The 11796-nt window shown below is 64.9% G+C and carries 19 protein-coding genes; all 19 read right to left on the reverse strand.

The genetic code is table 11. The features are described from left to right. Window positions 1–13 precede the first annotated feature (13 nt). The 19 genes from NN5_RS12365 to NN5_RS12455 all read right to left on the reverse strand — a co-directional run bounded on the left by NN5_RS12365 (window position 14) and on the right by NN5_RS12455 (window position 11400). Window positions 14–487: a TOBE domain-containing protein gene (locus tag NN5_RS12365; RefSeq protein ID WP_067734427.1), complete on the reverse strand. Its 474-nt coding sequence runs from the start codon at window positions 485–487 to the stop codon at window positions 14–16. Between the two features lie 2 nt (window positions 488–489). Next, window positions 490–804: a Grx4 family monothiol glutaredoxin gene (gene grxD / locus NN5_RS12370; protein ID WP_067734409.1), complete on the reverse strand. Its 315-nt coding sequence runs from the start codon at window positions 802–804 to the stop codon at window positions 490–492. Window positions 805–819: 15 nt separating this feature from the next. Then, a complete protein-coding gene (locus NN5_RS12375) occupies window positions 820–1161 on the reverse strand; it encodes a (2Fe-2S) ferredoxin domain-containing protein (protein WP_067734410.1) in 342 nt (113 codons plus the stop codon). A 3-nt stretch (window positions 1162–1164) separates the two neighbouring features. After that, a complete protein-coding gene (gene grxD, locus NN5_RS12380; RefSeq protein WP_067734411.1) occupies window positions 1165–1482 on the reverse strand; it encodes a Grx4 family monothiol glutaredoxin in 318 nt (105 codons plus the stop codon). Window positions 1483–1498: 16 nt separating this feature from the next. Continuing rightward, the gene (locus NN5_RS12385; RefSeq protein WP_067734412.1) at window positions 1499–1735 is read right to left on the reverse strand and encodes a BolA/IbaG family iron-sulfur metabolism protein; all 237 of its coding nucleotides are present in this window, start codon (window positions 1733–1735) and stop codon (window positions 1499–1501) included. 12 nt (window positions 1736–1747) lie between these two features. Beyond that, window positions 1748–2029 (reverse strand): 2Fe-2S iron-sulfur cluster-binding protein, encoded by a 282-nt coding sequence (locus NN5_RS12390; RefSeq protein WP_067734413.1) that lies wholly within the window; start codon window positions 2027–2029, stop codon window positions 1748–1750. 36 nt (window positions 2030–2065) lie between these two features. After that, on the reverse strand, window positions 2066–3244 hold the full coding sequence (locus NN5_RS12395) for a DegT/DnrJ/EryC1/StrS family aminotransferase (protein WP_067734414.1): 1179 nt from the start codon (window positions 3242–3244) through the stop codon (window positions 2066–2068). Next, complete coding sequence (locus NN5_RS12400) at window positions 3241–3516, reverse strand: DUF6129 family protein (RefSeq protein WP_067734415.1); 276 nt, start codon at window positions 3514–3516, stop codon at window positions 3241–3243. The genes NN5_RS12395 and NN5_RS12400 overlap by 4 nt, the downstream gene beginning before the upstream one ends. A 15-nt stretch (window positions 3517–3531) precedes the next feature. Further along, window positions 3532–3900 (reverse strand): DUF3024 domain-containing protein, encoded by a 369-nt coding sequence (locus tag NN5_RS12405; RefSeq protein ID WP_067734428.1) that lies wholly within the window; start codon window positions 3898–3900, stop codon window positions 3532–3534. An 11-nt stretch (window positions 3901–3911) separates the two neighbouring features. Beyond that, window positions 3912–4163, reverse strand: a complete 252-nt coding sequence (locus tag NN5_RS12410; RefSeq protein ID WP_067734416.1) for a nitrogen fixation protein NifZ — start codon at window positions 4161–4163, stop codon at window positions 3912–3914. Next, window positions 4163–4489 carry a nitrogen fixation protein NifZ gene (locus NN5_RS12415; protein ID WP_067734417.1) on the reverse strand — a complete coding sequence of 109 codons (327 nt, stop codon included), beginning with the start codon at window positions 4487–4489 and terminating at the stop codon, window positions 4163–4165. Before NN5_RS12415 ends, NN5_RS12410 begins: the two co-directional genes overlap by 1 nt. Then, window positions 4482–5030: a hypothetical protein gene (locus NN5_RS12420; RefSeq protein ID WP_067734418.1), complete on the reverse strand. Its 549-nt coding sequence runs from the start codon at window positions 5028–5030 to the stop codon at window positions 4482–4484. The genes NN5_RS12415 and NN5_RS12420 overlap by 8 nt, the downstream gene beginning before the upstream one ends. Window positions 5031–5037: 7 nt before the next feature. Further along, window positions 5038–5256, reverse strand: a complete 219-nt coding sequence (locus tag NN5_RS12425; RefSeq protein WP_067734419.1) for a 4Fe-4S dicluster domain-containing protein — start codon at window positions 5254–5256, stop codon at window positions 5038–5040. 5 nt (window positions 5257–5261) lie between these two features. After that, on the reverse strand, window positions 5262–6848 hold the full coding sequence (nifB, locus tag NN5_RS12430; RefSeq protein WP_245656449.1) for a nitrogenase cofactor biosynthesis protein NifB: 1587 nt from the start codon (window positions 6846–6848) through the stop codon (window positions 5262–5264). A gap of 301 nt (window positions 6849–7149) precedes the next feature. Continuing rightward, window positions 7150–8001 (reverse strand): SIR2 family protein, encoded by an 852-nt coding sequence (locus tag NN5_RS12435; RefSeq protein ID WP_067734420.1) that lies wholly within the window; start codon window positions 7999–8001, stop codon window positions 7150–7152. A 2-nt stretch (window positions 8002–8003) separates the two neighbouring features. After that, window positions 8004–8222, reverse strand: coding sequence for a putative nitrogen fixation protein NifT (nifT, locus tag NN5_RS12440; RefSeq protein WP_067734421.1), 219 nt, complete (start codon window positions 8220–8222; stop codon window positions 8004–8006). Then, the gene (locus NN5_RS12445) at window positions 8219–9067 is read right to left on the reverse strand and encodes a 4Fe4S-binding leucine-rich repeat protein (RefSeq protein ID WP_067734422.1); all 849 of its coding nucleotides are present in this window, start codon (window positions 9065–9067) and stop codon (window positions 8219–8221) included. Before NN5_RS12445 ends, nifT begins: the two co-directional genes overlap by 4 nt. A gap of 25 nt (window positions 9068–9092) precedes the next feature. Beyond that, window positions 9093–9287: a 4Fe-4S dicluster domain-containing protein gene (locus tag NN5_RS12450; protein WP_067734423.1), complete on the reverse strand. Its 195-nt coding sequence runs from the start codon at window positions 9285–9287 to the stop codon at window positions 9093–9095. A gap of 145 nt (window positions 9288–9432) precedes the next feature. Next, window positions 9433–11400 (reverse strand): OPT family oligopeptide transporter, encoded by a 1968-nt coding sequence (locus tag NN5_RS12455; protein WP_067734430.1) that lies wholly within the window; start codon window positions 11398–11400, stop codon window positions 9433–9435. Window positions 11401–11796: the final 396 nt, after the last annotated feature.

Below are 11796 nucleotides of genomic sequence, written 5' to 3' on the forward strand. Positions count from 1 at the left end.
TGCCTCCGATCGGTCAGTATTCGGCGGCAAGGATGATATGCGAGGCCTTGAAGCACGCGAGCGTGTGCGCGCCGGGGACGAGATTCAGTTCCCGGCGCGAATGGCTGGTCACGATCGCGGCCAGTTCGCGCCCGCCGCCGATGTCGAGCACGACTTCGCTTTCGACGGGGCTGTCCGTCACATCGACGACAGTCCCGCCGATCAGATTGCGGGCCGAGAGGCGCAAGCCCGGCGTGTCGGCCAGCAGCGTGATGAAGCTTGCATTGATCAGCGCCACCGCACGGCCGCCGGGATGCAGGTCGAGCGAGGTCACGCACGAATTGGTGACAAGCGCGTCGATCACGATGCAGTCGTTGACCAGCAGCCCCACTTCGGCATTCACCGGGCCGTGGACGATGGCGGTCACGATGCCGTCGAGCATGTTGCGCGCGCTGGTGCGCAGACGGCGTGACGGAAACTGGGCGCCAAGGCGGACGACACTGGCCATCATCAGACGCCCTCGCCCGCGAACAGCGCCTGCAGTTCGCCGCTGGCGAACATGTCGCGCACGATGTCGCTGCCGCCGATGAATTCGCCCTTCACATAGACCTGCGGCAATGTCGGCCAGTCCGAATATTCCTTGATGCCTTCGCGCAGGAACGGGTCATCGAGTACGTTCACGCCCACGTAGGGCCGGCCGATCGCGTCGAGCACTTTCACCACGCCAGCGGAAAAGCCGCATTGCGGCGCGGCGGGATTGCCTTTCATGAAAACGACGATCTCGTTTTCAGTAACAAGCGTGCGGATGCGATCGGACGTGGTCATGGGAACGGGCTCCGGCTAACGGGAAAGGACGACCACCAGCTCCTCGGCGAGCTGGTCATTTTTCAGATGACTTTCAAAGATCGCGTCGATGTCTTCTTCCTTCTGCGGCCGATACCAGACGCCTTCGGGATAGATGACCATCAGCGGCCCGGCCGAGCAGAAGCCCATGCAGCCCGCCAGAGTGAAACCGACTTCGGCGGAAAGCCCGCTTTCCTCGATCTTCTTGCCCAGCTTCTCCCAGAGCGGCTGGGCGCCGCTGGCCCCGCAACTGCCGCGCGGATGCATCGGCGGGCGCTGCGTGGCGCAGGCGAAGATGTGCCGCTTGTAGAGCTGGGGAAGTTCCTCGGGCAGCTCCATGGCTCAGGCGGCTCCCTGCGGCGCCACCAGCGCCTGCAATTCGCCGCTGTCGTACATTTCGCGCACGATGTCGCTGCCGCCGACGAATTCACCCTTGACGTAGAGCTGCGGGATCGTCGGCCAGTCGGAGTATTCCTTGATGCCTTCGCGGATGAAGGGATCCTCCAGCACGTTGACGCTGGCATAGGGCTGGCCCAGTGCCGCCAGGACTTTCACGACGGCGGCCGAAAAACCGCACTGCGGCGCCTGCGGCACGCCCTTCATGAACAGGACGATATCATTTTCCGTAACGAGTTTCGTGATCCGGTCGCTGGTGCTCATGATCCGTGTTCCTTAATCAGGTTTCGGGAACGAAAGTCTGCAGCGCGAGCGCGTGCAGTTCGCCGCCCACGTCCGTGCCGATCGCGGCATAGACCATCTTGTGCTGCTGGATGCGGCTCTTGCCCACGAAGGCAGCGGACGTGACGCGCGCCGCCCAGTGATCGCCGTCACCGGCCATGTCGACCATCAGCACTTTGGCATCGGGGAAGGCCGCGGTGATGCGGCTTTCGATTTCGGCTGCGTCCATCGGCATGGCAGATGCTCCTCAGACGAACGTGAGGACTTCGACAGTCACGTCCTCGGTGCCAAGGATCGTGGCCATGCAAGCATAACGCGACTTGGAGCTGGCACCGACGATCATGTCGAGCTTGCCGTTTTCCTCCGCCGTGATCTTCGAGAGTCCCTTGCGGCCTTCGAGCACGAAGAGGTGGCAGGCGTCCGAGCAGGTGTGCTCGGCCGGGTCGACACCATTGATGAGCTTGAGCAGCGAAACGCCCTCGGGTGCATCCACGGTCTTTCCGGCGGGCATGATGGTAAGCGTAGTCATGGCAGTGGTCTTCCTGTCTTCAGTAAATGCCTGTCTTCAATAAATGGCAGCGCCCGCGCCCGAATTGATCGACGCGTCTTTCATGCGCGCGACCATGAAGGCGACTTGTTCGGGCGTGAGATGAGCGTGAAACGGCAAGGCAACGGCGCGGTCGGCGACCTTTTCGGTCACGAACAGGTCGCCCTTCTTCCAGCCGCGCTCGCGGTAGGCGCGCTGGAGGTGCAGCGGGCTCGAATAGGCATGGGCCTCGATCGCCTCGGTGTGCATGTCCTCCAGGATCGCATCGCGCGAGGACTTGCTGAACCGGGTGCCGAGGTGAACGACGTAGAGGAACCAGTGGACCTCCTCCACCTCGGGCGCGATATAGGGCGGCTTGATCCCCTCGAAGCTCTGCATGAAGCCGTCGTACATGGCCTGCACCCCGCGCCGCCGCTCCAGCAGCACGTCGAGCCGGGCCAGTTGCGAGAAGGCCAGCGCCGCGATCACTTCACCCATAGCCGCACCGAACGGCGCATCGACACCGGCGGAGACCGACGCGCGGTCCGCCAGCGAGCGCGAGCGCAAGCGGCGCATGGCCGCTGCCAGCGTGGCGTCGTCGGTGACGATCACCCCGCCCTCACCGCAGCAGATGACGCCCGGCTGCGCGAAATCGAAGATCGCGACATCGCCGAAGCTGCCGACGATCCCCGCCTTGTGGCGCGAGCCGATCGCTTCGCTCGAATCCTCGACGAGGAACAGGCCGTGCGCATCGGCCAGTTCGCGCAAGGCGGGCCAGTCGGCGGGATGCCCTGCGGTGTTGCCGGCAATGATCGCGCGGGTCTTGTCCGTGACCTTGGCCGCAGCCTTGTCCGCCGCGAGGCAACCAGACCAGTAATCGATGTCGGCGAAGACCGGCGTCGCACCGCAGCGCAGCACGGCATGACCCAGTTCGCGGAAGCCATGGGCGGAGAGGATCACTTCGTCGCCGGGGCCGATTCCCTTGGCGGTCAGCGCGATCAGCAGGCCGATGGCCGCATTCGATACGGCAATGCCCTTGGCCCGGCCGCAATGCGCGGCAAAGGCGCGTTCGAGCCTTTCGGCAATCGGGCCGTCGCCCAGCTTGTCGCCGCACAGCACGGCGTTGATCGCCGCCAGGTCTTCCTGCGTCAGGTCCGGATCGCAGAGCGGAATCTGCAACGGCTCGCCCGTGGCGATCGAGACAACTTCGCCGCTCATGCCGTTACCCTTTCCGCCAGAAGAATGCCCGTGGCTTCCGCCGGATCGTCCGTCACCCGGATGCAATGGCTGGAGGTATCGAGCATGTGAATGTCGCAAGGCCCCACTGTGCGGAACGGGTCCTCCAGCACATCGGAAGCATCGCACTGCCGCAGCGTGAAGCCGGGCAAGAGCCGCTGCAGCGCATAGGCCACGCTGCCAGCGTCAGCCTCGGCGCCGATCGCGGCGACAAGAGCGTCGATCCGGGCGATGGCTTCCGCTTCGAGTGCCATGGCGTCAGGTCTCCTTCACTGCCAGAACTGCCGGGCCGGATCGGCGTTGAGGCGCATCAGCAGCTCGCCCAGCCGGGCAAAGCGGCCGTCCTCGACCCAGCAATCCGCCTCGTGATCGCGCCGCGCCAGCGACCATTCGCGCCGCGCCTCGTCCCAGGTGAGCAGCGCGACATCGATCTCGCCGCCTTCCGGGTCGATATTGCGCGAGCAGCACGGGCTGCGCACCAGATAGCCATCAGCCACGCTCAGCACTTTGGGCGTGACGTACTTGTAGCGCTCGCGCTGTTCGAGCGAGCGGCTGACGCGCATCAGGTCGAACTCGTTCGGCTGGCGGGTCATGACCGGTTCGGCAGTGCGGCTGCGCAGGGCGGAAGCGATGGACATGCGCATCTCCCTCAGGGCCGGACCAGTTCTTCCTCAAGACAGCCGACGACCACGAGGTCTCCGGCCTGCGTGAGGAATTCCACCAGATAGACGGGCGTATTGCTGTCGGAGTGATGCCCGACATTGACGATCTCACCGGGCGTGCCCGTCGCGGCCAGCACGGCTTCTTCGGGGACACCCGGATAACTGCCGTCATTGACCAGATCGACCGCGGCGATGACCCGCTCGCCCCATTGATAGATCGGTTCGCGAATATCGAACATCAGCCAGCCCTCCCCGCGGGAAGCGCGCAAGGCAGCTCGTCCTCTTCTTCGTTGGTCCAGATCGGCAGCAGTTCGCGCCGCTTCATGCCCACGCGGTTGCCGCTTTCGGTGAACTCGACGCCGTAGATGTAGAACTGCTGGAGGAACGTGCCGATCGAGACGACGACCCCCTCCTCGCCTTTCTTGACCAGCAGATCGCCGATCTCCTTGCCCGCATAGGTGCCGTCATTGCGCACCATGCGCTTGGCCTTGACCTTCTCGCCATAGCGGAAAGCCGGCGGGCCATTGAGTTCCACCACCTCGCTGTCGCGGACGATATTACTCATCGGTTTCTTCCTCCTCCATCCGGTCGAGGACATCGATCAGCACCTGGGCGCCGATCCGGTCGCGGGGATCGAGTTCGAGCAGCTTCTCCGCCGCTTCCCGCCCCTGATCGAGCTTGCCGAGACGCATCGAAAGGTAGGCGTAGCCCTTCAGGCTGAAGAGGAAGAAGCGCGGCAGCAGCGCTTCCCACTCGCCGAAAGTGGCGTCTTCCGCCCGGACCCGGCGCCAGTCATCGCCGAGCACATTGAGCCGCAGCGCCTTTTCGACGCAGACCCGCGCGATATCGAGCGCTTCCGACAAACGGCCCTTGTAGAAGTAGAAGCGATAGAGCGCGATCAGCACGGCGGCATGATCGGGTGCGATCGCTTCGGCCTGGAACAAGTGCGTTTCGGCCACGTCGGTCAGGTGATAGCGCTCGGCCGCCCGTTCGAGATGGGCCCGCGCTTCGGCGGGCAGCCCGCCGCCGAGCAGCGGGCTGGCGAGGATCGAACGCTCTACCGCGTCCGATGCCCCGCCGAAGCCTTCGAAGAGCGGCCCGTTCATTACCGCCTCACGCCTCGTACCGGGGATAGGCCGTGTCGATCACGCAGGTGTCGTCAACCGGACAGATGGCGACACACTGCGGGGTATCGAAATGACCTATGCACTCGGTGCACTTGGCGGGATCGATGACGAAAGTGCCTTTCGCCTCCGAAATCGCCAGGTTGGGGCACAGCGCCTCGCAGGCGGTGCAATTGGTGCACTGGCTGCCGACGATCTTGTAGGCCATGGCCGTCAGCTCGCCTGGCTGAGCAGCGCACTGCCGAGGAGTGCACCTTGGCGGATGGCCGCGTCACCACGATCGCTGTGGACGATCTCGCCCGCCTCGATCTTGGCCAGATAGTCCTTGAACCAGACCAGCGCCGACTTCTCGATGAATTCGTGCGCGTATTGGTCGACCGGTTCGATCCCGGCGGCCTGAAGATCGCTCTTGGGGCAACCGCCGATCTTGGCGACGAAGACCGCGTGGCAGTCGTTGATCGCCTTGATCACGGTGTCGAGCGCGTCTTCCTCGCCGTAGCCGCCCTGACAATAGAGGTCGACACGGCGGTGGCCGACGAACTTGGCGCCCGTCTGCGAGAGTTCGTAGATCTGGAACTCCTTGGCGTGGCCGAAGTGCTCGTTGATGATGCCGTGACCCTTGGTGGCGACGGCAACCAGCATCTTCATGTCGCCGGCCTTTTCGAGACCGTCGAGCTCGTCCTTCTTGGCCGCGACCTTGGCCTGACGCTCGGCCTCCACGGCTTCCTGATAGGCCTTGCGGCCCGCGGAGTCGTAGTTGACTTCCATCGCCATAATCTTGTCGGTGGTGAACTCGGCCGAACGGTCCTCGCCCAACAGGCCAACCGCGTCGGCACGGCACTGGCGGCAGTGGCGCATCATGTTCATGTCGCCTTCGCAGTCGTCCTGCAAGGCCTTCAGCTCCTGCGCAGTCGGGCCGCGCTGGCCGTTGAGGCCGAACACGGTGCCGTGTTCGGGCGCAGAGATCAGCGGCATGATGTTGTGCAGGAAGGCGCCGCGCGACTTCACCGCCTTGTTGACCTCGATCAGGTGCCGGTCATTGATGCCGGGGATCATCACCGAGTTGATCTTGGCGAGAATGCCCCGCTCGGTGAGCATTTCGAGCCCCAGGAGCTGACGTTCGGTCAGGATCTTGGCGGCCTCATAGCCCTGCAGGCGCTTGTTCTCCCAGAAGATCCAGGGATAGATGTGCTGGCCGACTTCGGGATCGATCATGTTGATCGTGATGGTGACGTGATCGACCTTGTACTTGGCGATCTCGTCCACCCAGTCGGGCAGCGCGAGGCCATTGGTCGAAAGGCACAGCTTGATGTCGGGCGCGACTTCGCTGATGAGGCGGAAGGTCTCGAAGGTCTTGCCCGGATTGGCGAGCGGATCGCCGGGGCCTGCGATGCCCAGAACGGTCATCTGCGGAATGGTCGAAGCGACGGCCAGAACCTTCTTCGAGGCCTGTTCGGGCGTCAGACGCTCGGAAACGACGCCCGGACGGCTCTCGTTGGCGCAGTCGTACTTGCGGTTGCAGTAGTTGCACTGGATGTTGCAGGCAGGCGCCACGGCCACGTGCATACGGGCATAGTGGTGGTGCGCTTCTTCCGAATAGCAGGGATGGTTCTTCACCTTCTCCCAGATTTCGGCGGGCATATCCTCGGGACCGCCACTGCTGCCGCAGCTGGCCTTGCCACTGCCGCCTTCAGTGCCGCACCCTTTGTGCTCGGCCATCTTCTGCATAACATCTGCGATATCGACGGCGGAATCGTCGGACCCATTCGAATGGCTGTCCTCGAACATAGCTTCGGTCATGGAAACTCCCCGGTCTGTCGCGCGGCGGTGGGGGCTACCGCCGGCATTTGCTGATGAATGCTGCGTCGCAAACACCATGCCAAACCGCGAAAATGAGGGATTCCGGGACATTCCATACCGCGCTGCAGCAGGCAATGTCACAAATGTCTCATGCTGGGCGCGCCAATGTCGCGGTCACGACAGACACGACATTGGCGCATCACCGGGAAACCGCACAAAAAAGGGCGCCGCTCCCATCGAAATGGGGGCGGCGCAGGGTTCCACTCCGGTCGCACGGTGAACCGGGTTCGTGAGGAAACGATCAGGCCATCAGGCGGTCCAGCGCTTCGGCGAGCGGCAGGTCTATCGCCTGGATGCCTTGCTCTTCGAGGAAGCGCCGTTCGTTGCGGGTCAGAGCGTCCAGTTCGACGACCGCGTAATGCCGGTCGGAGGAGCGCTTCATCACCTGACGGGCATAGGTGCGCAGCAGCTGATCGTGGAAACGGCAACCCAGGAAGACGAAGCCCATGCCGGTGCGGCGGTGGCGCACTTCCTCGGGGATCGGCGTCTGGATGTCGATCTCGGTCAGCACTTCGACATAGTCGGCATCGGAGATCAGGAAATTGGCATCCGGCGCGACACCGCCATGCGGGGTGTAGAGCAGGGTCTTCGCCTTGGCCGCCGTCTCGGCATCGATGGCATTGCCGGCCGCGTCGTAGAAGCGGAACCAGCGGTCCTCGCCAATCCCGGCGCGGGTGATGCCCTGCACTTCGGCCCAATCACCAGCCGCCTCGGGGCGCCCGGCGAGCGCGGCGCGCATCTCGCCCGCATACCAGGTGTCGATGATGAGCGGCAGCGGCAGACCCGCGATCCAGGCATGGAACGGGGACGGCGGCACTGCGGCAGCGAAGGCTTCCTGCATCCACAGCGTCACGGTGTCGCGGAAGCGGTAGCTCTCGATGTACTGCGCGGCGGCCCAGGGATTGCCCTGCGCGCGCTTGGGCAGCGTGGTCTTGGTGGCGAAGAAATCCGCCAGCGCCTCGGGCCCCATCGGTACCGCCTGCTCCTGCAGCGCCGAAACGCCCGGGCCGATGTAGGGCACCATGGTTCCCGCCTTCAGTCCGGCGGCGACTTCGTCCAGCAGGACCTGCGGGTTTTCAAGGACGTCGGACATGGTCAATCCTCCTCGGCCGTGGCGCGCTTGCGGGCTTCCACAGTGATCGGCAGCCTGGTGTCCTCGGCCATCTCAGGCAGTTCGAGTATCCAGCCATTGGCCAGCTTCACCCAGCCGCCCCAGAGCGTGTCGAGTTCGGTTTCGACGACCGGCTCTTCGAGATCCTTCTTGGGGACATAGGCGGACAATACGCCCTCGGCTCTGCGGATCATGACTTTCATCGGCTTGGCTCCTTGGGCGAGTGTTCTGAAGTCGTGTCTTCGGGTTCGAGCAGGCGCAGCGCCGCCGGCTTGGGTTCCAGCAAGTGTGCGAGATGCGGAACCTGCGCGATGCGCTCGCGCGCCAGTTCGCGGATCGCCGCTTCCGGATCGTCGAGCAGCGGCTCCAGCTCTTCTTCAGCGATCCGTTCGGCCACGGTGAAGCGCACGCGCAGATCGCTGTCCGTCACCAGCAGGCGAAGCTGATCGAGCGGCAGCCGTTCGGCCACCTCGCGGCGCACCAGCGGATCGGTGTCGAAGCACATGTCCGGCAAGGCGCGCAGGTCGATCCGCCGCGCCACCCAGGACCGCACTTCCGGATCGGGATCGTGACGCACCAGCGGCAGCAGTTCCGCCGGCATACGCCGCACCGCCGTGATCCGCACCATATAGGCATCGTCCTTGAGTGCGGGCATCAGATCCGCCCCCTGCAGGCGCGAAGCCGCGGCAATGCGCACGTCAATATCCTCGTCGCGGATCATATGGCGTATCCGGTCCTCTGGCAGCCTCAGCGTCGCCACGGCGCGCACTTCGGGCTCTGGATCGCTGAGCAGCGCGGGCAGGCGGAACACGTTGGCATAGCGCGCCGCCCCTGCCCGCACTTCGAAGTAAGGGTGATCGAGGTACTGGTCGGCCAGATCGGGGTTCCCTTTCAGGAACCGCTCCACGCGCCGCGCCCGGCGATCCCGGATGCAGGCCTTGCCCTTGACGCAAAGCCCCATCGCGTTGATCCCCTGATGCTGGCATTCCCGGCACCGGATCGGTTTCCCCTTCCAGTCGAGCGGAAGGCCCAGGTCATCGTCCACCATCGGCCGGCCGCCCGGACGGCGCGGATCAGGCCGGGACGCAGGTCTTGGGAACCGGGCAGACGGTATCGCACTGCGGGTGGTCGTATTCCCCGGCGCATTCGGTGCACTTGTTGGGATCGATGATGAAAGTGTCGCCCTTCATCGAGATCGCCGCATTGGGGCACTCGAACTCGCACGCGCTGCAACCGGTGCACTGCGAAGCGATGATCTTGTAGGCCATGGATGGTCTCCTGAGTTGTTTGCCCTCAGCAAAGCAGGAACCATGCCAGCCCTTGGAATGGCGGAAATCTCCGGTTTTCGGAATGCCCTCAATGTAGCGTCTGCGACAAAGCGTGTCTGCAATCGCCCATCGCCGGACAGAAGGATCAGTCCGTCGTGACCAGCCTCTGCGTCCGGCGATAGAGTGCCCAGATCAGCGCGAAGAACAGCACCGTGCCGCCAATCAGCGCCGATCCCTCGAAGCCGTTCCCGACCAGCGCCAGCGGGCTGTCGCTGCCCGAGGCCGCGACGATCCCCGCGAACGTGACGCCCCACAGGCTCTCGCCGACAATCAGGCCGGTCGCGGTGAGCACGCCCATGCGCTGCGCGAACTCCGGATCGGTGCGGCCTGCCGCCCAGCGGTCGTAGAGCCAGCCCAGCACCGAGCCGATCACCACCGGCAGGATCGCCGCCATCGGCAGGTAGATGCCGATGCCGACACCCAGCGGCGGCAGGCGCAGGCGGCCGAACAGCCCCTGCACTTCATCGACGATCACGAAGACCACGCCCGCCGCCGCGCCCCAGCCGATCATCGTCCAGTTGAGATCGCCGCCCAGCACGCCTTTGGCCAGCGCCGAGATCAGCGCCGCCTGCGGTGCGGGCAATGCATTGGGCCCGGCCCCCGGCGCCCCGGCAAAACCGAAGGCGGTGTTGAGCAGGTCCAGCACCGGCGGGATCACCAGCGAGCCGAACACCACGCCGATCACCAGCGCGACCTGCTGCTTCCACGGCGTCGCGCCGACAAGCTGGCCGGTCTTGAGGTCCTGCAGATTGTCGTTGGAAATGGTGGCAACGCCGAACACGATGCCGGTGACGATCAGGGCATAGGCGACCAGCGCCGCCGTGGTGTCCGCATCCTGCCCGCGTCCAAACAGGCCCACCAGCATCAGCGATGCCGCCACCACCGACAGGATGCCGATGCCCGACACCGGCGAGTTCGAGGCGCCGATCAGTCCGGCCATATACCCGCACACCGCGGCGATCAGCAGGCCGATGACAATGATGAAGACGAGCGCCCCGGCGATCAGGACCACTTCCGACCCGGCGAGCGGACCGCCCGAAACGAGGCTCCACAGCAGCACCGCGATCGGCACCAGCATCGCCAGCGTACCGGCGAAGACCAGCGCGATCGGCAGGTCCTGCTCCTCCAGCGCCAGGTCCTCGCCCGACTGGCGCGCGCGGCTGGCGGCGAGGGCCGAGCGGATGCCCCCGATCACCGGCCCGGCGATCTTCAGCAGCGTCCACACCGCCGCCACGCCGATCACGCCGGCGCCGAAGAAGCGCACATTGGCGCTGAACACGCTGTAGGCCCAGACTTCCGCCCCGCCCGCCATCGGCATCTGCGCGGTCAGCACCGGCAGCAGCACCCACCAGCCCACCACGAGGCCGAGGAACATCGCCATGCCGACCGACAGGCCCACGAGGTGGCCCACGCCGAGCAGCGCAAAGGAGAGGCCGCCGGAAATCCCGGTCGCGCCCGAGCCGACCCGGAACCACACCGCCGCCTCGCCCGCGACCAGCCGGGTCTGGGTCAGCACGGCAAAGCCTGCCGACGCGAGTGCATTCCAGATCAGCACCGACAGGCCCTTGGCGCTTTCCGCCGCGCCTTCGCGCGACTGCGAACCGACCCGCAGCACTTCGGCCGCTGCCTTGCCCTCGGGATAAGGCAGCGGCGTATCGACCACCAGCGCGCGGCGCAGCGGCACCGAGAACAGCACGCCGAGGATACCGCCCGTCCCAGTGATCGCGGCGGTCGTCCAGTAAGGGAAGCCCTGCCACCAGCCAATCATCACGAGGCCCGGCAGCACGAAGATGATCGCCGCCAGCGTCCCCGCCGCGCTCGCCACGGTCTGGACGATGTTGTTTTCCCAGATCGTCGAATCCTTGAAACCGCGCAGAATGGCCATCGAGATGACCGCCGCCGGGATCGAGGTGGCGAACGTCAGCCCGACCTTGAGCCCCAGATAGACATTGGCCGCCGTGAACAGCAGGGTGATGACCCCGCCCAGCAGCACCCCGCGCAGCGTGAGTTCCGCCACCGACCCGCTGCGTGCGCCGCCCGCTTCGCCTGCCATGAATACCGCCTTGTTCTTTGGATCCGAGCGGCTGTTCATGGCACGCGGCGGGGTTATGGGACAGTGCTAAATGGCTGGCGAGGTACCAAAATACCCCAGACATTTCTTCCAAGTTTCGTCATTCCCGCGCAGGCGGGAATCCAGTCAGCGCAATGGCTCAAAACCCAGATCGGTGGCGAGGTCACGCTACTAGGGATTGCCTTCCTCGATCAGCCCAAGTTTCCACGCGCAGTTCCTTTACGCGCTGAGGCGAGAATGAAGGCTGCGGACGCGAACACATTCTTCAAGGACGGGTCGCTACTGGATTCCCGCCTGCGCGGGAATGACGAAGGTGGGGCAGAAAAGAAGGCGCTTTTCAGCAAGCCACTTCAACCCGCGAACGACCGGAAAGCCGGG

Origin of the sequence: Novosphingobium naphthalenivorans NBRC 102051 (genome assembly GCF_001590985.1) — a bacterium.
Classification (GTDB): Bacteria; Pseudomonadota; Alphaproteobacteria; order Sphingomonadales; family Sphingomonadaceae; genus Novosphingobium; species Novosphingobium naphthalenivorans.